This window comes from Enterobacter cloacae complex sp. ECC445, from assembly GCF_021892025.1.
GTDB classification, from domain to species: domain Bacteria; phylum Pseudomonadota; class Gammaproteobacteria; order Enterobacterales; family Enterobacteriaceae; genus Enterobacter; species Enterobacter chengduensis.
The window spans coordinates 23,008-46,410 of sequence record NZ_JAKLRZ010000015.1; the positions used below are offsets into that span (position 1 = coordinate 23,008).

Consider the following 23,403-nt stretch of genomic DNA (forward strand, 5'->3'; position numbering starts at 1 on the left):
GCCGCTGCGTGTGATGTCCGGATAACTCATGTTATGCTGCAAATCGTTCCTTTTTTAACGACACGCGCATCATGCTTTTAAAGCTCTTACGTTCTATTGTCATCGGTTTGATCGTCGCTGGCCTGCTGCTGCTGGCGCTGCCGTCTTTACGTCAGTTTAATAAACTGTCGGCTCCCCAGTTTGATAGCACGGATGAAACGCCGGCCACCTATAACCAGGCCGTCCGTCGAGCCGCGCCTGCCGTGGTTAACGTCTATAACCGTGGCCTGAATACCTCCGCCCATAACCAGCTGGAGATCCGCACCCTCGGCTCCGGGGTGATCATGGACGAGCGCGGCTACATCATTACCAACAAGCACGTGATCAACGACGCCGACCAGATCATCGTCGCCCTGCAGGATGGCCGCGTCTTTGAGGCGTTACTCGTTGGCTCTGACAGCCTGACCGACCTGGCCGTCCTGAAAATTAACGCCACGGGCGGTTTGCCGGTCATCCCGATCAACCGTAAACGTACCCCGCATATAGGCGACGTCGTCCTGGCGATTGGTAACCCTTACAACCTGGGTCAGACCATTACCCAGGGGATTATCAGCGCGACCGGTCGTATCGGTTTGAACCCCTCCGGGCGGCAGAACTTCCTGCAAACCGATGCCTCCATCAACCACGGTAACTCCGGGGGGGCGCTGGTCAACTCGCTGGGCGAGCTGATGGGCATTAACACCCTCTCGTTCGATAAGAGTAACGACGGCGAGACGCCGGAAGGGATCGGCTTTGCCATTCCGTTCCAGCTGGCAACCAAAATTATGGACAAGCTGATCCGCGACGGACGCGTGATCCGCGGCTATATCGGTATCGGCGGACGCGAAATCGCGCCGATGCATACCCAGGGCGGCGGTATCGATCAGATCCAGGGCATCGTGGTTAACGAGGTCGCACCGGGGGGGCCTGCGGCCAACGCGGGGATTCAGGTCAATGACGTTATTGTGTCGGTCAACGGCACGCCGGCGGTCTCTGCGCTGGAGACAATGGATCAGGTGGCAGAAATTCGCCCAGGCTCTATCATCCCGGTTGAAGTCATGCGCAACGATAAGAAACTGACGCTGCAGGTCACCATTCAGGAATACCCGGCAACGAACTGACAGGCATAAAAAAACGGAGCGATAAGCTCCGTTTTTTTTGCCGGGAGACGGTGCGTTTTACTTGTTAACGAACTCTTCGCCCAGGGTGATATCTTTTTTCAGCGTATCCAGCATGCCTTCCATCGCGTGTTGTTCAAACGCGCTCAGCGTGCCGATAGACTTACGCTCTTCGATACCGTTTTTACCCAGCAGCAGCGGCTGAGAGAAGAAGCGGGCGTGTTCGCCATCGCCTTCAACGTAAGCGCATTCAACCACGCCTTTCTCGCCCTGCAGCGCGCGAACCAGTGACAGACCGAAACGTGCAGCCGCCTGGCCCATAGACAGGGTTGCAGAACCGCCACCCGCCTTCGCTTCCACCACTTCGGTGCCCGCGTTCTGGATGCGTTTAGTCAGGTCAGCCACTTCCTGCTCGGTGAAGCTCACGCCTGGGATCTGCGACAGCAGTGGCAGAATGGTCACGCCAGAGTGGCCGCCAATGACCGGCACTTCCACTTCTGTTGGCTGTTTGCCTTTCAGCTCAGCAACAAAGGTGTTGGAACGGATGATATCCAGCGTGGTCACGCCGAACAGTTTGTTTTTATCGTAAACGCCTGCTTTCTTCAGCACTTCTGCCGCGATAGCCACGGTGGTGTTCACCGGGTTCGTGATGATGCCGATGCATGCTTTCGGGCAGACTTCTGCAATCTGCTGCACCAGGTTTTTCACGATGCCCGCGTTGACGTTGAACAGGTCTGAACGATCCATGCCTGGCTTACGCGCCACGCCTGCAGAAATCAGCACCACGTCGGCACCCTGCAGGGCAGGACGTGCATCTTCACCGGAGAAGCCTTTGATTTTAACAGCGGTCGGGATGTGGCTCAGGTCAACCGCCACACCTGGGGTTACCGGGGCAATATCGTACAGGGAGAGTTCTGAGCCTGAAGGCAGTTGGGTTTTCAGTAGTAGGGCAAGCGCCTGGCCGATACCACCAGCAGCGCCGAGGACTGCGACTTTCATCCTAAACTCCTTATTATGGTTAACTTAAGTATCTGTAAATCCGTTGCGGCGACCATAATTCAGCAGGTAAATAATTACAATTTTCGTAGCTAAAGAATTTGAGGTCACGCGACTTTATCTCTCACCAGAAGACTATCTGACGACAAAGAGCAACGCTTTAAGAGGTGGTTACAATACACCCTGCCCCGCCACCAAAACAACATCATTTTGATAACATTTAATTTACTTTTAAGCTTATTTGCGCGGCGTGACCCAGGCATGTTTTCTGATAACGAAATCTGATAAAATCACTCCCTTTCATAACATTATTTCAGCCTACCGCTCGGTAGATAATTTGCATAAAAATTCATCCACATGCATAATAATGTTGTTTCTATCGTCATATTCCGGGTGACTTATGCGAAGCTCGTCTAAGCAAGAAGAATTAGTAAAGGCGTTTAAGGCGCTACTCAAAGAAGAGAAATTCAGTTCTCAGGGAGAAATTGTTCAGGCGCTGCAGGAACAAGGCTTCGATAACATCAATCAGTCGAAAGTCTCCCGCATGTTAACCAAGTTTGGCGCGGTGCGTACCCGTAACGCCAAGATGGAGATGGTCTATTGCCTGCCGGCAGAACTTGGCGTGCCGACCACCTCCAGCCCGCTCAAAAATCTGGTTCTGGATATCGATCATAACGACGCCGTCGTGGTGATCCACACAAGCCCCGGTGCGGCACAGCTGATTGCCCGCATGCTGGACTCGTTGGGTAAAACGGAAGGTATCCTCGGAACTATCGCCGGGGATGACACCATCTTTACCACACCGGCCAGCGGTTTCTCCGTTAAAGATCTCCACGAAGCGATTCTGGTTCTGTTCGAACAGGAACTCTAAGCCCCTCTCCCCGTAGCGCCGCTGCGGGGATCGTTCTGCTTCCGCTGCGTTTACCCCCGCTTTTCTACTGCCCTTCACTTTGACAAATAGTGCTTTTTACCACCCATTAACATTCATCTGGTGAATGCTAAATCAAAAAATCGCACAAAAAATCAAAAGCTGATATCCATATGATTTAATTAGATTTACCCATCGATAATGTTCAAAAAACACCCAATATTATGCACTTTGGTTATAAAAAACAGTGCAGTTAACACGTAATAACAATAGAAACCATTAGTCTGGTATTAATTTTTACCGTTATTAGTGTATACTTGATTTTGTGATGAGGGTCACGAAACAAGACCCCACTAAAAAATTCGACGAGGTAAAAATCATGAAAATCAAAACGACTGTAGCTGCGCTGAGCGTCCTGTCCGTCCTGTCCTTCGGCGCTTTCGCCGCTGACTCAATCAATGCTGATCAGGCGCAATCCCGCGAAGCTATCGGTACGGTTTCTGTCGGTGCGGTGGGTACATCGCCAATGGACATGCATGAGATGCTGAACAAAAAAGCGGAAGAACAGGGTGCGTCATCTTATCGCATCATCGAAGCGCGTTCCGGTGACCACTGGCACGCCACCGCTGAGCTGTACAAATAAGTTTTAGTAATAACTGAAAACGTAAATCTCCACTCAACGGCACCAGGCATAAAAATAGCGGTTCAACCCTTCTCGCCGTTGAATCAAAAACCCTATTCAGGAGTAAAGACTATGAAAACTAAATTGATTATCGCAACCCTCGGTCTGGCTTCCGTTCTCTCTTTCGGTGCGAGCGCAGCCGTACAGCAGGTAAATGCCGATCAGGCACAAAATCTGCAGCGTATGGGCAGCGTCTCCGTCACGTCAGTCACCGGCTCACCGATGGATATCCGTCATGAACTTGCCGCCAAAGCTGAAAAAGCAGGCGCCAGCAGCTACCGCGTCACCGAGCTGAATCAGGGCGACCACTGGCATGCTACGGCAGAACTGTATAAATAAACCCTCGTCGTATCTCATCATACGACTTGCCCCTGGCCTCATGGTCAGGGGCTTTTTTTCATTCAATGCCGCGCGTTAAAGCGCAGCTGTCCTTCCAGCTCTTCTTCCGCTTCATCGAACAGCAATATCAGCGCGCCAAAGCGTCTGCGCAGCTTATCGGGCAAATGGATGAACTCAATTTCCAGCGGTAGCGGCAGCTGACTGCCGGTGACCACGTCCCACAGCGTATCCAGATTCGTCACGCTTTCCCGTTCAAGCTCAAACACGCGAATAAATTCACGGTAGAAGTCTTCCTGACCGTCAATCTCGTCAAAATCAAACGTATAGATTTTCATTGCCAGCGACCCTGTCCAGGCGAGCGGCAGATGCCGCCCTGTTTATTATAATCCCCCGATATGCAGGGTTTTCACTTCCAGATACTCTTCCAGCCCCAGCACGGAGCCCTCGCGTCCAAGGCCTGACTCTTTTACGCCGCCAAAGGGTCCCAGTTCCGTGGAGACGGCGCACTCGTTAATGCCGATCATCCCGCTCTCGATGGCCTGCGAAACGCGGAAGACCCGTGAGAGATTCTGGGTATAGAAGTAAGCCGCCAGCCCGTAGGGCGTGTTGTTGGCGCGCTGGATGACTTCATCTTCAGAGGTAAAGCGGAAGCACGCCGCAACCGGGCCAAACGTCTCTTCTTCTGCCAGCTTCATGCCCTCATGGCAGTCGCCCAGCACGGTTGGCATCCAGAAGTTCCCGCCAAGCGGATGGGACTTACCGCCTGCCAGCACGGTTGCGCCTCGGGCGACGGCGTCGTCGACATGCTCCCGCACCTTGTCGACCGCAGAAGATTCAATTAGCGGCCCGACGACGACGCCGTCCTCAAGACCATCCCCCACCTTCAGCGCCTTCACGGCATCGGCAAGTTTATTCACAAACTTGTCGTAGACGGTTTCCTGAATATAAAAACGGTTCACGCTGACGCAGACCTGACCGGCATTGCGGAACTTGTTGGCAATCGCCCCCTTAACCGCCGCGTCGATGTCCGCATCCTCAAAAACGATATAGGGTGCATTCCCTCCCAGCTCCATCGAGACTTTCTTCATGGTTTCGGCGGCGTTGCGCACCAGCGTTTTGCCGACGGAGGTTGAACCGGTAAAGGAGATTTTACGCACGTCCCGGCTGGCCATGATCGCATCGCTTATTTCATGCGTATTCCCGGCCACGGCGTTGAGAACGCCGTCGGGCACGCCGGCCTGTTTCGCCAGCGTAAGCAGCGCAAAGGCGCTGAGCGGCGTGTTATTCGCCGGTTTGATCACCCCGGTACACCCTGCCGCCAGCGCCGGGCCTAACTTGCGGGTGAGCATGGCCATCGGGAAGTTCCACGGCGTAATCGCCGCGACCACGCCAACAGGTTCACGGGTTGCCAGAATGCGCGAGCCGGGTTTGATTGGCGGAATAATTTCACCGTTCGCGCGCTTGGCCTCTTCGGCAAACCACTGGATAAAGCTGGCGGCGTACTCCACCTCACCTTCCGCCTCCTTCAGCGGCTTGCCCTGTTCGGTGGTCATTAACCGCCCGAGCCAGCTTTTATTCTCAATAATCAGTTCGTACCAGCGGTACAGAATGGCCGAGCGTTCTTTCGCGGTTTTGGCACGCCAGGCCGGGAAAGCCTGGGTGGCGGCAGCAATCGCCGCTTCGGTTTCTGCTTTTCCGGCTTTCGCGACGCGGGCGATGACTTCTCCGGTGGCCGGGTTAAGTACGTCAAACGTCGTGTCCAGCGTTTTCCAGATCCCGTTGACCAGATAACCGGTCTGAAAAAGGATGTGATCCTGAAGCGCCTGGGTCGTCATGTGTCCTCCCTTTCTGAATGTAAGAACGTGCTGAAATAAGTATAGCCACAAAAAAACCGACGCTTTTGGCGTCGGTTTTTTTACTTCAGTCAGTTATCCGTGAGGGCATTTTGATAGCGATGCAGCATCAGCGCCAGCCGTCCTACCGGCTCGGTTACCTGAAGCGGCGCGTCCCAGCGCTTAAGCTTTTCCTGATAGATATCGAGCTCTTCAAGCAGCTGCGTAAAATAACGACGCCGTTTGTCATCGCTGCTGGCGGATAGCACATGATCGGCGGTACGGCGTAACTGGCGGTGCCAGGCCGACAGATCGTCGTTGATCGGCACGGGCGCATTGCGCAGGCGCTGGTGCGCGATGATCATGGTTAACGCCAGGCGGAACTTCGCGATATCGCCCGGGAACTTGTTGAGCAGTAAAAACAGCTGCTGGTAGAGCGCGGGAAGGTGGTTCTCTTTACGGCGCGCGGTATTGGTTGTCATCGACGACACGGCGGCCGACACAAACTGGTTCAACAGCACGCGGCCCGTTCTTGCCTGCGAATTATCGCGAACCAGCAGGATCACCATCATTGCCAGGAAACAGCCCACCAGCTGACCTAACGCGCTGTCGAGGAACTGGCTGAAATGGAAGGTCATCGGGTTATCCAGCACGATGATATTAATCGTACTCGCCAGCGCCCCCAGCGATCCCAGCCGCCGCTTTTGCACTTCAATGCCGATAAAGAACGCCATCACCGCCAGGCTAATACAGAGCAGCAGCATGCTCTGCTGGGTCGACGGGATGATGACCAGAAAATAGAGCGCGCCGATCGGCAGGGCGGCAATGGTACCGTACAGAAAATCAATCGCGACCATGCGTGGGTTAGGCAGACGCATCGCCAGTGCGGTCACGACGGCAATCATCACCATCGCGCCGCTGCCGGACGTCCAGCCCGTCCAGAGCCAGAACAGCGTGCCGAGCATACAGGCGAGCGTGGTACGCCAGAAGTTGACCATCGCGTGATGGCGCTCGGCGGATTCGGCCTTGATCACCACCTCTCCCTGAAGCACCTCTTCTTCCGCCGCGCTGATTTTGGCGTTACCGATCACGCCGCGTTTCAACAGCAGATAGCGCGTCGCGGCGCCGACCCAGGTGTAGATCGTCACCGGCGTATCGCGCTCCCCGGTCCAGGCAATCACCCGGCGCATGCGCTTGAGCTGCTTATGTACGTCCTGAACGGTTTCCACCGGCTCGGCAAACAGTTCGCGGAACGTATCGGTGACCGCTTCCGGCCGGGTGTTCTGAATCAGATAGGTTTCACATGCCTGGGTAATCAGCGTAAGAGAAACGGTGTTGAGGGCTTTCAGGCGGCGATTCGCGCGAGCCCAGCGTGACGACTCCATGTTCAGGTTGCTGCGCATCCCCTCCAGCGCCTGGGTGCGGCGAACCAGGCCGCTCCAGGCGTTATCCACCTCTTCGCTGTCGCCGTGCTTGATGCAGAGCTGCATCAGCTGGTACTGGGCGACAATCAGCGCGTCGAGCTCACGGTCGACTTCCTGCTTGATGGAGCGCGGGGAGAACAACAGGTCAGCGACAATCGCACTGACAATACCAATCACAATTTCGCTGCAGCGTTCAACAGCAAACTGCGGGGCGAGCAGCGGTTCGGACTGAATGGTGATGATAATGATCAGCGCGGTATAGCCCGCCAGCCCCCAGGCGTAGGAGTTCTCCACCTTCACCAGAGACGAGATCCAGGTGCAAAAGCCCGCCCAGATACAGCAGACCATCAGCATCAGCAGCGGGGTGCGGATCATCAGGATAATAATGGTGAGCGCCGCGATACAGCCGATGAACGTCCCGATGATACGCAGCATTCCGCGATAGCGGATCGCGCCTGAATAGGGTTCCCCACCCGCGGCAAAGGCGGGACCCGCCGCGACAATCGCGGCCGTCAGCACTGCCCAGCGCGGGGTTTCAAGCTGGAAGTGGAAGCCAACAAACAGCGCCAGCACAATGGCACAGGCCAGCTTCACGGCGAAGCGAATGTGCTGGCTGGCGATGGAAAAGATGCCCATAGCGATTAACCAAACTCGCGCAGGCGGTGGGCGATTTTACGGAAGAACGAGTCCTGGCTGGCATCCCTGTCTTTTTCACCGGTAATCACCACCGTCGCCGTGGTCCCCGCAGGCCACAGGTTGCCCTGCTGTTCATCCAGGTGGATGCGCACCGGCACGCGCTGCGCCAGACGTACCCACTCCAGGTTGGAATCCACCGTCGCCATTCCTTTGGTATCGTTAGAGCTGCTGGAGTTGGTTACCCCTGCCGCGACGCTGTCGACGGTGCCTTTAATGACGCGGTTACTGCCCAGCGGCGTGATTTCCGCACGATAACCCGGACGCACGCCTTCAAGCTTGGTCTCTTCCATATAGGCGAGCACGTAGAAGGAGTTCTGCTTAACCAGCGCCACGGCGGTTGAACCACGGGTAATGAACTCCCCGGCATAGACGTTCAGGTTGGTTACCCAACCATCCGACGGGGCGCGGATCACGGTGCGCTCCAGATCGAGCTTAGCGAGATCGCGCGTGGCTTGCGCTTTCGCCAGCTGGTGCAGCACGGTTTGCAGCACGTTGTTGGACTGGTCAATCTCTTCACGGGACATGGCCTGAACGCCCAGTTGGTTACGGCGCCCTGCCTCGCGGCGTTTCTCCGCAGCCAGCGCCTGGTAATAGGCCACGTCCGCTTCGGCCTCTTCCAGCGCTTTCTGGTAACGTGGCTGGTCGATGGTGAACAGGACCTGGTCTTTCTTCACCAGCTGGTTATCGTGGACGTTGACCGCTGTGATAAGGCCGGCCACGTCAGGGGCGATTGCCACCACATCGGCGCTGAAGCGTGCATCACGCGTCCACGGCGATTCGGTGTAATAAACCCAGGCGCGGAAAATAGCGATGAAGGCGAGGATAACCAGCGCCATGGTGATGGCAGTGCGGGAGATTTTTCTTGTTAGCGTTTTCACATCAACCTCAGACAAACATGCGCGATATCAGGTAAAACAGGCAGCAATACAGCGCGGTATTGAACAATGCAGGGTGCCAGACGAAATCGTAGATCCCGGTAGGGACCAACACCTTGCGCACCAGCCAGAAGATCGCCAGTGATAAAAGTAGCTCGAAAAATATCGGTGGGAACGACAGACCGAACACCACGATAACGGGAAACAGACTCATGTTGACCTTGATAAGAGAGAGTGCAGGCTTCAGAATTTTTTAGCGCGCGCCATCGCAGGAGAGCAAGAAACGCCGGGCGAGAATGGCGCAGCCGTTATGTAATTAATAATATATTAACGTAACTGTTATGCTGTTATCTATAATATGTGATCTAAATCACTTTTAAGCCAGAGTGAACAATGGAACGTTTAAAACGCATGTCGGTCTTCGCCAAAGTGGTTGAACTGGGTTCGTTTACCGCCGCGGCACGCCAGCTTCAGATGAGCGTCTCATCCATCAGCCAGACGGTGTCTAAACTGGAAGATGAGCTTCAGGTCAAGCTGCTCAACCGCAGTACCCGCAGCATTGGGCTGACGGAAGCGGGTAAAATTTACTATCAGGGCTGCCGACGCATGATGCACGAAGTGCAGGACGTCCACGAACAGCTCTACGCTTTTAACAACACCCCGATCGGCACGCTGCGCATCGGGTGTTCTTCAACTATGGCACAAAATGTTCTCGCTGCCATGACCGCGGATATGCTGAAAGAGTACCCCGGGCTGACCGTTAATCTGGTGACGGGTATCCCTGCGCCGGATCTGATTGCTGACGGGCTGGACGTGGTGATCCGCGTCGGCGCGCTGCAGGATTCCAGCCTGTTCTCGCGTCGACTGGGCAGCATGCCGATGGTCGTCTGCGCCTCAAAAAGCTATCTGGCGCAGTACGGTGTTCCGGAGAAACCCGCCGATCTTACCAACCACTCGTGGCTGGAATACAGCGTGCGGCCCGACAATGAATTTGAGCTGATTGCCCCGGAGGGGATCTCCACCAGGCTGCTGCCGGAAGGGCGATTCGTCACCAACGATCCGATGACCATTTCGCGCTGGCTGGTGGCCGGTGCCGGGATCGCCTACGTCCCCCTAATGTGGGTGATCAACGAGATCAACAGCGGCGTGCTGGAGATCCTCTTCCCCCGCTACCAGTCCGATCCGCGTCCGGTGTACGCCCTGTATACCGAAAAAGACAAACTCCCTCTCAAGGTACAGGTGTGTATTAACTATCTGACCGAGTATTTTGTGGACGTGGCGGAGCTGTTTCAGGGAATGCGGGGAAGAAGAAAGGAATAATCGATTTATCCCTGAAAGTATATGAGCGATGAATATTCCCAGGATGAATCACATCCGCATTCTGGAATATTCCCTCGTTACTATCAGGAATAGCTAATTGACACTACCGCCGCCCGCCCATTACTTTATATGCAGTCTGTTCATCAGACTGTTATTAATTTGTTACTGATATGAATAATAAAATGTATTTCGCAGGATGACGTTAAACAAGGAAAACAAATGAATCTCTTTGAACAAACACCGCCTTCACGCAGGCGCTATGGTCTCGCCGCGTTCATCGGTTTAATTGCAGGGATTGTCTCCGCCTTTGTCAAATGGGGAGCCGAAGTACCGCTTCCGCCACGCAGCCCCACCGATTTATTCACCGGCGCATGCGGGCCTGAGCAATTAATCAGGGCCGCAAGCCAGATTGACTGCTCTCGTAATTTTTTGAACCCTCCCTATGTATTTTTACGCGACTGGCTGGGCGTCGTCGATCCTAACGCGGCGGTTTATACCTTTGCCGGACATATATTTAACTGGGTCGGCGTGACGCATATTATTTTCTCCATCGTCTTCGCCGTAGGCTATTGTGTAGTGGCTGAAGTCTTCCCGAAAATTAAACTCTGGCAGGGTTTGCTGGCGGGTGCGTTAGCTCAGCTTTTTGTGCATATGATCTCCTTCCCGCTGATGGGGCTGACGCCACCGCTGTTTGAGCTGCCGTGGTATGAACACGTGTCAGAGATCGTGGGCCATCTGGTCTGGTTCTGGTCGATCGAAATCATTCGTCGTGACTTGCGTAACCGCATCACGCACGAGCCGGATCCGGAGATACCGCTGGGTAACTTACGTTAAAAAAAAGGCGCTACATCGGTAGCGCCTTTTTTTTGCATGAACAGGTCAGGCGGTACCGCCCACCGTCAGGTTGTCCACCTTCAGCGTTGGCTGGCCCACGCCCACCGGCAGGCTCTGGCCCTCTTTGCCGCAGACGCCCACGCCGTTGTCCAGCTTCAGATCGTTGCCGACCATCGAGATCTGCTGCATGGCTTCAATACCGGAGCCAATCAGGGTTGCACCTTTCACCGCTTTGGTCACCTTACCTTTCTCGATAAGATACGCTTCTGACGTGGAGAAAACAAACTTACCGGAGGTGATGTCTACCTGGCCGCCGCCAAAGTTAGGCGCAAAGATACCGTAATCAACGGATTCGATAATCTCCTGCGGCGTGGATTTGCCCGGCAGCATATAAGTGTTGGTCATGCGCGGCATCGGCAGGTGCGCGTAAGACTCACGGCGGCCGTTGCCCGTCGGCGCGACGCCCATCAGGCGCGCGTTAAGTTTGTCCTGCATGTAGCCTTTCAGCACGCCGTTTTCAATCAGCACATTGTACTGGCCTGGCGTACCTTCATCATCGATTGCCACCGAGCCGCGACGATCGCGCATGGTGCCATCATCCACCACGGTGCACAGCTCAGAGGAGACGAGCTGTCCGATTTGACCGCTGAACACGGACGTTCCGCGACGGTTAAAGTCGCCTTCCAGACCGTGGCCCACCGCCTCATGCAGCAGTACGCCCGGCCAGCCGGCACCCAGCACCACCGGGAATGACCCCGCCGGCGCCGCAACGGCATTCAGATTCACCAGCGCCATCCGCACGGCTTCTTTTGCCCACGCGTCAGCGCGAGCTTCACCGTCGACATCGGCCAGGAACCAGTCATAGCCGAAACGACCGCCGCCGCCGCTTGAGCCACGCTCGCGTTTGCCGTCGTCATCGACCTGCACGCTGATCGAGAGACGCACCAGCGGACGGACGTCTGCCGCCAGGGTACCGTCCGTTGCGGCCACCAGAATCAACTCATACACGCCGCTCAGGCTGGCAGAGACTTCCTGCACGCGCTTATCGGCAGCGCGGGCGACTTTGTCCACGCGGCGCAGGATATCCAGCTTCTCTTCACGGCTCATGCTCTGGAGCGGATCGATGCTGGTATAGAGCGCAGAATGCTGCACTTCTCCCAGCGTTTTCACACGACCATCGCCGGTATCACGCACGATGGTACGTGCGGCCTGCGCGCTCTGCTCAAGTGCGGCGAGGCTAATCTGGTCGGCATAGGCAAAACCGGTTTTTTCCCCGCTGACGGCACGGACGCCGACGCCCTGGTCGATGTTGTAAGAGCCATCTTTGATGATGCTGTCTTCTAAAACCCAGGATTCGTGATAGCTCGACTGGAAATAGAGATCGCCGTAGTCGAGACGGCGTTCGGTCAGTTGACCAAGAATGGAGAACAGGTCCTGATGGCTCAGGCCGTTCGCTGCGAGCAAATGTTCACTTACCAGGTTCAGACTCATCGTATTGCTACTCGTTCGTTGCCGCCCGTGGCGGTATAAAGATCGTATTTATTGAGAGTGAGGCAATTACCTGCCCACGTCAAATCATTGCTGTGCATCTTTGCGCGGCTGGCGCAGCACCTCGTTAATCTGCGGTTTATCGATCGGACCGGTAATGCGGTAGCGCAGAATGGAGACTTTGCTCCACAGCGGCCCCAGCACCTTGCTGGCGGCAAATACCGCCGCACCGACAATCGGGTTCACCACGAAGGCCGCCGCAACGCCCACGCTCGCGGAAATTTCCGGCGCCACCACGGCTTCCATATCCAGCTCGCGACGCACAAGGTTTACGGAGCCTTTCATGGCGATATCCGCCTCCAGGCCGTCCACCAGCGTGTCATCCGTATGCATAACGCCATCTTTGATCCAGGCCGTGCTGCGGATGGAATCATAGTAGAAGCCTTCGCTGAAGGTATCGCTGAAGTCGAAACGCAGCTTGCGCAGCAGCGCGTCAAAACTCAGCAGGCGCAGGATCTGCCCGGCGCGCCCCGTGCTCACGTCGGCGATTTCACCTTTGCCGAAGCGGGTTTTCAAAATACCGTTCAGCGAGGCTTCATCAGGCTTCCACGGAGCATCACGCCAGTGAAGATCGTAATCGACGTCAAATGACGAGCCGCGCAGCGGCGTGCTGATCCCAAAGAAATTGGCTGCCGCATCCAGCTTGTTGCCTTTAATATCGCCCTTCAGGGACGTTCGCTGCTCGCCCGGCTTATTTACCCATTCCCCTGCGGCCGTCATGCGGCCAAAACCGGTATCAATCAGGCCGCCGGACAGCCTAAGCGTATTGGCCTGAATGGCGAAATCACCGTCGATACGGCCGTATTTTTGCCCCCACAGCCAGCATTCCGCACAGCGCAGCTGGAGATCGGGCCAGCCGCTAAAATCGATACGGGAGGTTTGACCCAGCGGCGATGTTGCTGCCGGTTTGTCTTTCCCGCTCGCGGCGCTTGCCGGGTTGAAGTAGAGGTAGCGGATCGCCGCCTGCCACGGCGCGTGATTGCGCATGGTCAGCGTACCGTTGATCTCTCTGCCCTGAGCCTCCACCTTCGTGCCGTTAGCGACGGGCTGCGAAATAATACTCAGGTTGTTCCACTGCTGCCCGCCCAGCATCAGCGACGGCGTGCGCACGGTTATGGTTTGCGGGAACTGGGCGGTTTCATCCACGTTTTGCCCAACGCCTTTCTGGAACAGCGCCAGCCACTCTGCGCCGTCCATCGGCGGGAGATTTAGCTCAATGCCCGCCTGCTCCGGCAGCGGCGGCGTGGAGCGGCTATCGGTTGTCCAGATGGCTTTGTCGAGGGTGAGCTTTTTGTTAAGCAGCCAGCGGCTGTTGAAGTGGTTTGTCCCGCCCGCGCTGCCGGTCAGCGCGAAGCTGTTCAGGTTGCCATCGACGTTCAGCTTGACCGGCAGCGGCTGCCCGGCCTGTTTATCCAGCGGCGCAGGAAGCTGGCTGCGAAGGTTTTTCAGATCGCCGGTGATGTCGACCTTGTACTGGGCACCCGCGTGGTAGGGCAGATCGATGGCCACTTTCCCCTGCCAGGGGACCGCCCCCTCCACTGACGCCTCAATCGGCTTCGGCAGGACATCCATCCGCGCTGGCTGCCAGCTACCGTCCAGATTGACGGCCACCTGATAGGCCTTTTCACCCTCGGTGGTGGTGAAGTCGATATTTACCGGCTGATTAAACCAGCTGGCGGTCAGCGGCTCGCTCCTGAGGTTACCGTTCACAAAGCTGAACTGCCCGCTGAGGTTTTTGAGGGTGCTCTCAAGGGGTTTGATGAACAGACTGTTGTTCTTCAGACGGACGTCACCTTTGGCGGTGGTCATCTCTCCGTCCAGCGGGATATCAAGATGTAAGCGAGCATTCACATCGCCATCAAGCTGGAGCTGCTGAAGCGTCGCGGCCAGCGATTCTTTCAGCGGCGTCTCCTCAAAGTACGGCCCCACCGCTTTACCCGGGCCGTTGATATCGGCGTCGATCAGCAGCTTCTCTTTTGAGTAGTCTGGAATGTTGGCCGTCAGGTTGCTGGCCGTCACGCCGCCCAGCGCCACGCTGTCGGACTTCATCCACAGTCCGTCATTGAGGAAGTTAAGCTCGATATCCAGGTTTTCAAGCGCGGGCCAGCCCGGCTGGAACGCGAAGGTGGCGTTGTGCAGCGGCACCAGGACCTGGAACTGACCTTCATTATGTTTGTACGGGAAAAGATGCGGATTACCGCCGTAGACCAGCGTGGCGTTATCCGCCTGACCGCCCTGAATCGCGCCACTGAGATAGTCGACCAGCGCCTTGCCCATCAGGTTTTCCGGGAAATAGCGCCAGGCCTGAGAGCCGTCATCGGTACTGATTCCGGCCAGAATCCCCAGCCACGGCTCGTCGCCTTCAGGCTGCAGGTAGCGGAAGTCGCCGCGCGCGTGCACCGCTTTGGCTTTCACATCGATATGGCGGCCATCAAGCTGGAAACCCTTATCGTTACGGAGCCAGCTCAGTACCGCGTTGCCCTGTTCGATTTCCAGCGGCGCGCGGAAGACCGTCTCGTAAGGCATTTTGGCGTCGTGCATATCTACCGTCAGCCTGCCGTTTTCCACGCTGCCTTCCAGCTTGCCGCTAAAGTGCTCCGCCCCCGGCAGCAGCTTCCACTGCTTCCAGGCAAGATCTTTCCACGTTGCCTGGAAGCGGGTTTTTTCCGTCGCCTGCAGCGGGATATCCAGCGCCAGAGCGTCTATCTGCCCGCTCGGCTGCGTTGCCAGCCAGATGTCGCCGAGGTCCGGGGAAATCTTTGCCGCCATCGAGCGCAGCCCTTCAATGGCAGCTAAATCGAGATTGCTGGCGCGGATGCGCAGTTCGTCGCTGCGTTTACTGGCCTTGCCGCCCACGTCCTGCTCCGGCATCCAGGCCAGCGTCAGCGCACCGCGCGGCCACGGCTTGCCGTCCATGGTGATGCGCGTATCCGGAATGGCAAACTGCCAGCCCTCTTTTTCCTGCGTCACGTGCGCGGTGAGGTTATCAACGGAAAGCTGATGCTGCTGTTTTTCGCCTTTCCAGCTTGCGCCCCCCTGCTTAAGCCAGATATCACCGCTGGCAAATTCACCTTTCGTCAGGGTCAGCCAGCCTTCAAGGCTGAAGCGGGCGGTTTCCAGCTGCATATTCTGCTGGATCCAGTCGCCCAGCCACGGCTTCACGTCGACGTCGTCGGCCTGCAGCCAGACTTTGCCGTTGTTTAGCAGGCCGTCATCGTCCCGCAGATCCATGCGCACCTGCATCACGCCATGCTGGCCGTTCAGGCTGGAGAGGCTCACCTGTCCTTCAGCGCGGTGTCGATTTTTGCCGTTGAGCCAGGTTAGCTGCGGGATCGCCAGTTCGGCGCGCTGGCCGGAAAGCGTAATAAAGCTCACCTCGCTGTCGCGCAGATCGAAATGATCGAACTGGCGGAGGAAGAGATCGCTGAAATGGTTCGCTTCCAGTCCCTGACTATTATCACCGCCGGAGATCGGCGTATTGGTCAGAAACTGGAGCTGGTAAAAGGTGAGATCGCGGAACTGCCAGCGAAAATGCAGCAGGCTTTGCCAGACGTCCAGCGCCAGGGTCACGCGCTTGATGTTGAGGTGGCCACCGTCTTTGAGGCTGGCATTGATATCCCGGACATCGAGCGTCGGGCCAAAATTCTGCCAGCTAGCGCTAATCTGGCTGACGTTCACCGGCACGCCGGTAGTGGATTCGATTTTCGCCAGCAGTTGCGGACGCCAGCTGTCCAGATGCGGCAATACGAGGCGTAGCCCGCTCACGAGCAACGCGACAATCACGACCAGCGTTGCCCCTGTAAGCAATAAAATCCCCGGCAATCGCCTCACGCATCTCTCCTTGTCAGCTTTCGTCACGCAGCGTACTGCGTTTTACATCATTACGACGTCAAACTGCTCCTGGTTATAGAGCGGTTCAATTTGTACTTTTACCTGTTTGCCGACAAAGATTTCCACTTCCGCCAGCGCGTGTGACTCTTCGCCTTTCAGCGCTTCAGCCACCGCAGGGGAAGCATAGACCAGAAAACGATCGGAGTCGTAGGCGTGATGAACACGGACGATTTCTCGCATAATTTCGTAGCAGACGGTCTCAACCGTCTTTACCGTTCCGCGTCCATGGCAGGTCGGGCATTCATTACACAGCACATGCTCAACGCTTTCACGGGTACGCTTACGCGTCATTTCCACCAGCCCCAGCTGTGAGAAGCCGTTGATGCTGGTTTTCACGCGGTCTTTACTCAGCGCCTGCTCCAGCGAATGCAGCACCCGGCGGCGGTGGTCTTCATTACTCATATCGATGAAGTCGATGATGATAATGCCGCCCAGATTGCGCAGACGCAGCTGGCGCGCGATCGCCTGCGTGGCTTCGATGTTGGTGTTGAAGATGGTGTCATCCAGGTTGCGATGGCCGACAAACGCGCCGGTGTTGATATCGACGGTGGTCATCGCTTCGGTCTGATCGATGATCAGATAGCCGCCTGACTTCAGCTCGACCTTACGCTCCAGCGCGCGCTGGATCTCGTTTTCGACATCATAGAGATCGAAGATCGGCTGGCGCCCGGTGTAATGCTCCAGCAGGCCCGGCATTTCCGGAATGTATTCAGCGGTAAACTCCAGCAGGGCCTCATACGTCAGGCGAGAGTCTACGCGAATGCGGTCGAGCTGCGCATCGGCAAAGTCGCGCAGCACGCGCTGCGCCAGCGCCAGCTCACCGTAGAGCTGGTAGCGGGTCTGGTTGCGTTTTTTACGCTCCATCACTTTGGTCCAGACGCGCTTCAGGTAAGCCGCATCCGACGCGAGGTCTTCCTCGCTAATCCCTTCCGCCGCGGTGCGGATGATAAACCCGCCCTGTTCATCGCAGTAGGCGCTGACCACTGTCTTCAGACGCTCGCGCTCGCTTTCGCTCTCAATACGCTGTGAGACGCCGACGTGCGACGCGCCGGGCATGAAGACCAGATAGCGGGATGGTAAGGTGATGTCGGTGGTCAGACGGGCACCTTTGGTGCCAAGGGGATCTTTCACCACCTGCACCATCAGATCCTGTCCCTGACGCACCAGTTCAGAAATGTCGCGCACGGCAAACTGCTTTTGCTCTTCGCCCGCGACGCACTCGGTGTGCGGCATGATATCGGAGGCGTGTAAAAACGCCGCCTTATCGAGTCCAATATCTACAAAAGCCGCCTGCATACCCGGTAGTACACGACTGACACGACCTTTGTAGATATTGCCTACTATTCCGCGCCGCGCTTCACGCTCAATATGAATTTCCTGAAGAATGCCACCATCAATATAGGCCACACGGGTTTCCGATGGCGTTACGTTTACCAACAATTCAGCCGTCATAATTATCCCTTCCCTCACGCAGTGAGTTAAAATTGCTCAGCAACTCATACGTTTCCACCAGCGGTAAGCCGACTACGGCGTGATAGCTGCCATGAATCTTCCTGACAAAACAGCCACCCAGCCCCTGAATACCGTATGCACCTGCTTTATCCATCGGTTCACCGCTGGCAATATACGCGGCGATATCGTCGTCGGTAAGTACTCTGAACGTCACTTCTGTCACCACCAGGCAATCCAGCACGTGCTGGCTGTCAGCCAGCGCGACGGCGGTCATCACCTGATGCGTTTGCCCGGACATTTTGCGCAGCATGCGCGCCGCATGATCGGCGTCGCGCGGTTTCTCAAGCACTTCACCGTTAAGAATAACGATGGTATCTGCTCCCAGCACGGGAAGATCGCGAGGCACTAACGCTACGCCAGCCTGCGCTTTTTCGCGCGCTAGTCGAGACACGTACTGTTGAGCACTTTCACCCTCAGCACGTTTTTCTTCAATGCCGGTCACGATGCGTTCAAAAGAGACCCCGAGCTGCGTCAGGAGTTCCTGGCGGCGCGGGGAGCCGGAAGCGAGATACAAAGACGTCATAGAAACCTTTTATTGCACAGCAAACTGCTGGCGAACCTTACGCATCAGCAGGAACAGCCATGGCCAGAGCACACCGTTTACTACACTACTCCAGAACACTTCCGGTCGGAAAGAGACGTTGATCACTAAAAACTCTGCCCAGAAAACAACGATATCCGCAGCGAGCGACAACAGCATCACCACCAGGGCCTGTTGCCAGAGCGCAAGGTTACGGAAGAGCTGGAATTTAAGTGCGACGAGGTACGCAATAATACTCATGGACAAGGCGCGCACGCCAAGCGTTGAGCCACTAATGAGATCCAGTATGGCACCCATCACAAAACCTGTGCCGACATTTACGCGATGCGGCAGGGCAAGGATCCAGTACAGTAAAATGAGCAAGACCCAGTTTGGCCGGAAAACGAGAATGTCATCCGGCCAGGGCATCACTTGCAGTAACAGCGCAATGAGAAACGAGAGCCAGATGACCCAGCGTCCCTGGCTACGATAGCTTGCCACTACTGCCCTCCCGAAGAGACTTTAGGCGGTGGCGGCGCATCCGGCAGCGGCTGCGTTAACCCCGTAGCCGGTGCCGGGACTGGCGCAGGTGGCCCCATGGAATCTGCAGGCGGGAGAACCTGCGGCATCATCTGCATCAGGCGCTCGTTGGCCACACGATGGACCTCTTCAGGCGTCATCGGGTTAGCACCGTTACGATCGGCACCCCACAGCAGCAGCAGATAGCGCAGACGCTGTAAACCGGCGGTTGGACGCGCCTGAATCACGGTATAGGCACGCTGCGTATCCAGCTTCACCGAAGAGACCACTGCAACCGGATAGCCTTCAGGGAAGCGGCCACCCAGACCGGAGGTCACCAGCACGTCGCCCACGCGGATATCCGTGTTGGCCGGCAGGTGTTCCAGCTGCAGGTCGTCCGTACAGCCGTTCCCGGCGGCAATCACGCGAATGTCGTTACGCAGAACCTGGATCGGCAGCGCATGCGTGGCATCGCAAATCAGCAGCACGCGGCTGGTCAGTTTAGCCACGGCAACAACCTGGCCCACAACGCCTTTATCACTGATAACAGGCTGACCTTCATAGACGCCGTTCACGCTCCCTTTGTCGATCACAACCTGATCGCTGTAGGGGTCGTTCACGGTTGAGATCACCTGGGTGACCATTTTCTGCTCATCCTGACGCAGCGGCGAGCCGAGCAGTTCACGCAGACGCGCGTTTTCCTGCTTGTATTGCCCCAGCATCAGCAGTTCGCTGTTTTTCAGCAACAGTTCCTGACGTAATGCCCGGTTTTCGAGTTCGAGTTGGTCGCGCGAAGACAGCGTTTGAGAAACGGAGTCGAGCAGTTCGCGGGGACCATTTGAAACAAAGTAGAAAGGACTGACGGCGGTATCCATGTACGTTCTGATCTGGCTGAACGTACCGAGGCGGCTATCGGCAATAATGACCCCAAGCGCAACCAGAACCGCCAGAATGAGGCGAAACTGTAGCGATGGGCCACGGCTAAAAATTGGCTTCATAGGCTATGCGTATTCTCGCGTCAGAGAGAAAGGGTAGCAAATTGCTACCCTCTCAAACTCGACTACTCTTCGCTGAACAAATCGCCGCCGTGCATGTCGATCATTTCCAGCGCCTTGCCACCACCACGGGCGACGCAAGTCAGTGGATCTTCTGCAACTACGACAGGAATACCTGTCTCTTCCATTAACAGGCGGTCGAGGTTACGCAGCAGCGCACCACCACCGGTCAGAACCATACCGCGCTCGGAGATATCGGATGCCAGCTCTGGCGGACACTGTTCCAGCGCAACCATTACCGCACTCACGATGCCCGTCAGCGGTTCCTGCAGCGCTTCCAGAATTTCGTTGGAGTTCAGGGTGAAACCGCGCGGCACACCTTCAGCCAGGTTACGGCCACGCACTTCAATCTCACGCACTTCATCGCCCGGATACGCAGAGCCGATTTCGTGTTTGATGCGCTCTGCGGTGGCTTCACCGATCAGAGAGCCGTAGTTACGGCGCACATAATTAATGATGGCTTCGTCGAAGCGGTCACCACCGATACGTACGGAAGAGGAGTACACCACGCCGTTCAGAGAGATAACGGCCACTTCAGTGGTACCACCACCGATGTCCACCACCATAGAACCGGTCGCTTCGGAAACAGGCAGACCCGCACCGATAGCCGCAGCCATTGGCTCTTCAATCAGGAACACTTCACGTGCACCTGCACCCTGGGCAGATTCACGAATTGCGCGACGTTCTACCTGGGTTGCGCCAACCGGCACGCACACCAGAACACGCGGGCTTGGGCGCATGAAGCTGTTGCTGTGAACCTGCTTGATGAAGTGCTGAAGCATTTTTTCAGTCACGAAGAAGTCGGCGATAACGCCGTCTTTCATTGGGCGAATAGCGGCGATGTTGCCAGGGGTACGACCCAGCATCTGCTTCGCGTCATGACCCACTGCAGCGACGCTTTTCGGCGAGCCTGCACGATCCTGACGAATGGCCACAACAGAAGGCTCATTCAATACGATGCCTTGTCCTTTTACATAAATAAGGGTATTCGCGGTACCCAGGTCAATGGACAGGTCATTGGAAAACATGCCACGAAATTTTTTCAACATACTAAGGGATAATCCTGAAAGCTGGGGCGGAAAACAAAATCCGCTTACTTTACCAACCACACGCAGCAGCGACAAGGCGCAAAAATCATCTGCAACGGTGAAAATTTGTGCAGTACGTTTCCTGATGTTACAAAATTGATCCCTGACTCCCTCAGGGCTGAGTCAACAGCAGCATTCCTTACTGACCTTTGTAACGCGTTAAAGGTCGTTCACTGGCTTTTTTGCTCGACATACTCAAAGCTACAGGCGCGATATTCTACGTGAAAACAACATAAACGGCAGGTCAAACAGAGTATCTTTGCAAATATTTTTTCACGTTGGTGTCAAGCGGCTGAGAGGCAGCAAAAAAATCCCCCTGACCACCCATGACGCCGCGCTCTGTTAACATCTGCCATTCGGCTCTGGAGCGTACGCCCGCGGCAAAGACCTGCGTTCGCGTTCCCTTGCAGGCTTCGACCAGACTCTGAACCAGCAGCTGGTTTTCCGTACGCTTCTCAATATTCCTTACCAGCCCTGGATGGAGCTTTAATAGCTCCACATCCAGCTCCTTGATCCAGTTGGTACTGACCAGCGTTAAACCTGCCTGCGTCACGGCGACACGCGCGCCCAGCGCATTGATCAAACGGACCACCGGACGTAACCGGCTGATGTGTTGACCTACATCGGCCTCAGCAAGTTCAAAAATAATGTGTTTGCGTTGCGATTTTTCGCATTGCATTAATGTATCACGTAGCCAGCGCTGAAAACGTGGACGTATTAACGACTCCACGGTCACCTGTAACGCCAGGTTCTCTTCCGGCCAGAAGGATAAAAACGGCATCAGCCGGGTAATTTGCTGGCGGTCATACTCTTCGGACAGACCAAATTGCAGCACCATCGGCAGATATTCCGCCGAGATAACCTCTTCCGTACCGTCAAAAATACGACACATTAATTCACGGTGATGAACGTTCCCATTTTTCATGACCGCGGGTTTTTGATAGATACGTGGCCCGCCGCGGCTAAGCATTTGCTCAATCAGCGTACGCCAGCGCACGTTGCCGCGCCCTTTTTCCGGCAGCGAGTCATCATACACCGCCCATCCGTTTGCCCCCTGCAACACGGCGTTGCGGGTAGCGGCTTCCGCATGTTCCATCACCTGTTCTGTCGATTGCCCGCCGCGCCAGGCGCAGATCCCCATGTGGACCATATCGTCCCTGTCGAGCATTTTGCTCTGCGGCAGGGCATCCACCGCCTTCAGCAGCTGGCTGGCGATGCTTTCCGACTCCTTCAGCGTGCGATGCGGCAGCAACACGGCAAAGTCGCTGCGGTGATAGCGGGCCAGCAGCGCGCCCGGGTAGCGCATAATAAAGGTGGAGAGCAGGTTGATCAGCGTAAAGAGATTTTCTTCCGCGACCCGCTGTCCCCAGGTGTCGCGCAGGAGATCGAAATCGGGCAGGCGAATCATCATCACCACCCCGTGCGTCCCCACTTTTTCTGAATCGTCGAGCAGCGTGGCGAGCTGATTATCAAAGAAAAGGCGGTTGTTAAGGCCGGTTTTATTATCCTGCGCCGCATAAGAGCGGATCAGCGAATCCATTCGGCTGCGCTGGTCGCTGGCAAACTGGATTTCGGAGAGCAGTGTATCGAGCGCGCTGCTGGCGCGTGCCGGCCACTCGTGAACAGAGCCACGCACCTGCGGGCCACGTTCGCCGTTAAGGATCCTTACGGAGCGCATCTCCAGGAGTTCCTGGCCGGAGAGCTGGCGGCGCAGCCAGCGGACCGCGAGAAAGATCAGCAGGACGATAAACGCAACGGCAACGGTGAGCGGCGCGGTGGTCATCATGGAACGAAAATAGCTGGCCATCGGATCGAGGTAGACCATGTGTATCGTCATCCCCGGATTTTTAAGGGAGTGCACCGTCACCTCCCGGTACTGACTCACCACGCCCGCGGGGCGGTAACTTCCGGGCCGCGCGTGGCTTAACACACGATGCGCTCCCTGCTGGATGTCGATCTGAACAATATCAACAGGTACCATCAGCTCATCAAGCTCGCGGGAGAGCGCCGGTAGCGGCGTTGTCAGCAGACGCGTATCAATCACCGACGCAACGGACTGTACCCGATTGACCAGCTTGTCCTGAATGGCGTTGTAAAAGCTTAGCGAACAGCCCAGAAGGGTGACAAAAATGGTCAACCCCGTCAGCAAGGTGATAAAAGCTGAGAACTTCGTCGTTAATCGCATCCTTGAGATTACTCCGTGGGTTGATGGGGTAGCGAGTAAGCGCTAACTTGCATTTCAAATGCGGCATACTACCAAATCGGGCG

At 56.1% G+C, this 23,403-nt stretch carries 20 protein-coding genes; 6 read left to right on the forward strand and 14 right to left on the reverse strand.

Translation table 11 applies throughout. The annotated features are described in order from the left end of the window. Positions 1–71: 71 nt before the first annotated feature. Positions 72–1,139: an outer membrane-stress sensor serine endopeptidase DegS gene (gene degS / locus L6R44_RS13615; protein WP_008502834.1), complete on the forward strand. Its 1,068-nt coding sequence runs from the start codon at positions 72–74 to the stop codon at positions 1,137–1,139. A 57-nt stretch (positions 1,140–1,196) separates the two neighbouring features. Here the strand turns inward: degS and mdh are convergent, their stop codons facing one another. Next, positions 1,197–2,135 (reverse strand): malate dehydrogenase, encoded by a 939-nt coding sequence (gene mdh, locus L6R44_RS13620; RefSeq protein ID WP_008502835.1) that lies wholly within the window; start codon positions 2,133–2,135, stop codon positions 1,197–1,199. 397 nt (positions 2,136–2,532) lie between these two features. On the opposite strand from mdh, the gene argR reads away from it, so the two are divergent. The 3 genes from argR to yhcN (L6R44_RS13635) all read left to right on the forward strand — a co-directional run bounded on the left by argR (position 2,533) and on the right by yhcN (L6R44_RS13635) (position 4,021). Then, the gene (gene argR / locus L6R44_RS13625) at positions 2,533–3,003 is read left to right on the forward strand and encodes a transcriptional regulator ArgR (RefSeq protein WP_023309388.1); all 471 of its coding nucleotides are present in this window, start codon (positions 2,533–2,535) and stop codon (positions 3,001–3,003) included. 376 nt (positions 3,004–3,379) lie between these two features. Further along, a complete protein-coding gene (yhcN, locus tag L6R44_RS13630) occupies positions 3,380–3,643 on the forward strand; it encodes a peroxide/acid stress response protein YhcN (RefSeq protein ID WP_077064350.1) in 264 nt (87 codons plus the stop codon). 111 nt (positions 3,644–3,754) lie between these two features. Beyond that, on the forward strand, positions 3,755–4,021 hold the full coding sequence (yhcN, locus tag L6R44_RS13635; RefSeq protein WP_032659672.1) for a peroxide/acid stress response protein YhcN: 267 nt from the start codon (positions 3,755–3,757) through the stop codon (positions 4,019–4,021). A gap of 62 nt (positions 4,022–4,083) precedes the next feature. Here yhcN (L6R44_RS13635) and L6R44_RS13640 read toward each other — a convergent pair whose 3' ends face one another. From L6R44_RS13640 to aaeX, 5 genes are all read right to left on the reverse strand, one after another. Beyond that, positions 4,084–4,356: a barstar family protein gene (locus tag L6R44_RS13640; protein WP_032642424.1), complete on the reverse strand. Its 273-nt coding sequence runs from the start codon at positions 4,354–4,356 to the stop codon at positions 4,084–4,086. A 45-nt stretch (positions 4,357–4,401) separates the two neighbouring features. Next, complete coding sequence (locus L6R44_RS13645) at positions 4,402–5,856, reverse strand: NAD-dependent succinate-semialdehyde dehydrogenase (protein WP_237424513.1); 1,455 nt, start codon at positions 5,854–5,856, stop codon at positions 4,402–4,404. Between the two features lie 89 nt (positions 5,857–5,945). Beyond that, positions 5,946–7,913 (reverse strand): p-hydroxybenzoic acid efflux pump subunit AaeB, encoded by a 1,968-nt coding sequence (aaeB, locus tag L6R44_RS13650; RefSeq protein WP_237424514.1) that lies wholly within the window; start codon positions 7,911–7,913, stop codon positions 5,946–5,948. A 5-nt stretch (positions 7,914–7,918) separates the two neighbouring features. Further along, entirely contained in the window at positions 7,919–8,851 is a 933-nt protein-coding gene (gene aaeA, locus L6R44_RS13655) for a p-hydroxybenzoic acid efflux pump subunit AaeA (RefSeq protein ID WP_032642737.1), read from the reverse strand. Positions 8,852–8,858: 7 nt separating this feature from the next. Next, positions 8,859–9,062 carry a p-hydroxybenzoic acid efflux pump operon protein AaeX gene (aaeX, locus tag L6R44_RS13660; protein WP_003860416.1) on the reverse strand — a complete coding sequence of 68 codons (204 nt, stop codon included), beginning with the start codon at positions 9,060–9,062 and terminating at the stop codon, positions 8,859–8,861. Between the two features lie 179 nt (positions 9,063–9,241). Between aaeX and aaeR the strand changes: the two genes are divergently transcribed. Both aaeR and L6R44_RS13670 read left to right on the forward strand, forming a co-directional pair. Continuing rightward, the gene (gene aaeR / locus L6R44_RS13665) at positions 9,242–10,168 is read left to right on the forward strand and encodes an HTH-type transcriptional activator AaeR (protein WP_032642431.1); all 927 of its coding nucleotides are present in this window, start codon (positions 9,242–9,244) and stop codon (positions 10,166–10,168) included. Positions 10,169–10,387: 219 nt separating this feature from the next. Then, entirely contained in the window at positions 10,388–11,002 is a 615-nt protein-coding gene (locus L6R44_RS13670; protein WP_032642433.1) for a YagU family protein, read from the forward strand. Between the two features lie 45 nt (positions 11,003–11,047). Here the strand turns inward: L6R44_RS13670 and tldD are convergent, their stop codons facing one another. From tldD to csrD, 8 genes are all read right to left on the reverse strand, one after another. Further along, the gene (gene tldD / locus L6R44_RS13675) at positions 11,048–12,493 is read right to left on the reverse strand and encodes a metalloprotease TldD (protein ID WP_047716087.1); all 1,446 of its coding nucleotides are present in this window, start codon (positions 12,491–12,493) and stop codon (positions 11,048–11,050) included. A gap of 84 nt (positions 12,494–12,577) precedes the next feature. Next, entirely contained in the window at positions 12,578–16,381 is a 3,804-nt protein-coding gene (gene yhdP / locus L6R44_RS13680; protein ID WP_237424515.1) for an AsmA2 domain-containing protein YhdP, read from the reverse strand. 42 nt (positions 16,382–16,423) lie between these two features. Further along, the gene (gene rng, locus L6R44_RS13685) at positions 16,424–17,893 is read right to left on the reverse strand and encodes a ribonuclease G (RefSeq protein WP_237424516.1); all 1,470 of its coding nucleotides are present in this window, start codon (positions 17,891–17,893) and stop codon (positions 16,424–16,426) included. Continuing rightward, positions 17,883–18,476 carry a Maf family protein gene (locus L6R44_RS13690; protein WP_032642441.1) on the reverse strand — a complete coding sequence of 198 codons (594 nt, stop codon included), beginning with the start codon at positions 18,474–18,476 and terminating at the stop codon, positions 17,883–17,885. Before L6R44_RS13690 ends, rng begins: the two co-directional genes overlap by 11 nt. A 9-nt stretch (positions 18,477–18,485) precedes the next feature. Continuing rightward, entirely contained in the window at positions 18,486–18,974 is a 489-nt protein-coding gene (mreD, locus tag L6R44_RS13695; protein WP_023309399.1) for a rod shape-determining protein MreD, read from the reverse strand. Further along, positions 18,974–19,990 carry a rod shape-determining protein MreC gene (mreC, locus tag L6R44_RS13700; protein WP_032642443.1) on the reverse strand — a complete coding sequence of 339 codons (1,017 nt, stop codon included), beginning with the start codon at positions 19,988–19,990 and terminating at the stop codon, positions 18,974–18,976. The genes mreD and mreC overlap by 1 nt, the downstream gene beginning before the upstream one ends. A 62-nt stretch (positions 19,991–20,052) precedes the next feature. Then, positions 20,053–21,096, reverse strand: coding sequence for a rod shape-determining protein MreB (mreB, locus tag L6R44_RS13705; RefSeq protein ID WP_000913396.1), 1,044 nt, complete (start codon positions 21,094–21,096; stop codon positions 20,053–20,055). Between the two features lie 283 nt (positions 21,097–21,379). Further along, positions 21,380–23,320, reverse strand: coding sequence for an RNase E specificity factor CsrD (gene csrD, locus L6R44_RS13710; protein ID WP_237424517.1), 1,941 nt, complete (start codon positions 23,318–23,320; stop codon positions 21,380–21,382). Positions 23,321–23,403: the final 83 nt, after the last annotated feature.

Excerpts from the sequence above, each read along its gene's own strand:
- aaeR (WP_032642431.1), top strand. The coding sequence starts at position 9,242 with ATGGAACGTTTAAAACGCATGTCGGTCTTCGCCAAAGTGGTTGAACTG.
- yhcN (WP_077064350.1), top strand. The coding sequence starts at position 3,380 with ATGAAAATCAAAACGACTGTAGCTGCGCTGAGCGTCCTGTCCGTCCTG.
- mdh (WP_008502835.1), bottom strand. The coding sequence starts at position 2,135 with ATGAAAGTCGCAGTCCTCGGCGCTGCTGGTGGTATCGGCCAGGCGCTT.
- mreC (WP_032642443.1), bottom strand. The coding sequence starts at position 19,990 with ATGAAGCCAATTTTTAGCCGTGGCCCATCGCTACAGTTTCGCCTCATT.
- L6R44_RS13640 (WP_032642424.1), bottom strand. The coding sequence starts at position 4,356 with ATGAAAATCTATACGTTTGATTTTGACGAGATTGACGGTCAGGAAGAC.
- rng (WP_237424516.1), bottom strand. The coding sequence starts at position 17,893 with ATGACGGCTGAATTGTTGGTAAACGTAACGCCATCGGAAACCCGTGTG.
- L6R44_RS13690 (WP_032642441.1), bottom strand. The coding sequence starts at position 18,476 with ATGACGTCTTTGTATCTCGCTTCCGGCTCCCCGCGCCGCCAGGAACTC.
- degS (WP_008502834.1), top strand. The coding sequence starts at position 72 with ATGCTTTTAAAGCTCTTACGTTCTATTGTCATCGGTTTGATCGTCGCT.
- mreB (WP_000913396.1), bottom strand. The coding sequence starts at position 21,096 with ATGTTGAAAAAATTTCGTGGCATGTTTTCCAATGACCTGTCCATTGAC.
- argR (WP_023309388.1), top strand. The coding sequence starts at position 2,533 with ATGCGAAGCTCGTCTAAGCAAGAAGAATTAGTAAAGGCGTTTAAGGCG.
- tldD (WP_047716087.1), bottom strand. The coding sequence starts at position 12,493 with ATGAGTCTGAACCTGGTAAGTGAACATTTGCTCGCAGCGAACGGCCTG.
- L6R44_RS13670 (WP_032642433.1), top strand. The coding sequence starts at position 10,388 with ATGAATCTCTTTGAACAAACACCGCCTTCACGCAGGCGCTATGGTCTC.
- L6R44_RS13645 (WP_237424513.1), bottom strand. The coding sequence starts at position 5,856 with ATGACGACCCAGGCGCTTCAGGATCACATCCTTTTTCAGACCGGTTAT.
- aaeB (WP_237424514.1), bottom strand. The coding sequence starts at position 7,913 with ATGGGCATCTTTTCCATCGCCAGCCAGCACATTCGCTTCGCCGTGAAG.
- csrD (WP_237424517.1), bottom strand. The coding sequence starts at position 23,320 with ATGCGATTAACGACGAAGTTCTCAGCTTTTATCACCTTGCTGACGGGG.
- yhcN (WP_032659672.1), top strand. The coding sequence starts at position 3,755 with ATGAAAACTAAATTGATTATCGCAACCCTCGGTCTGGCTTCCGTTCTC.
- aaeX (WP_003860416.1), bottom strand. The coding sequence starts at position 9,062 with ATGAGTCTGTTTCCCGTTATCGTGGTGTTCGGTCTGTCGTTCCCACCG.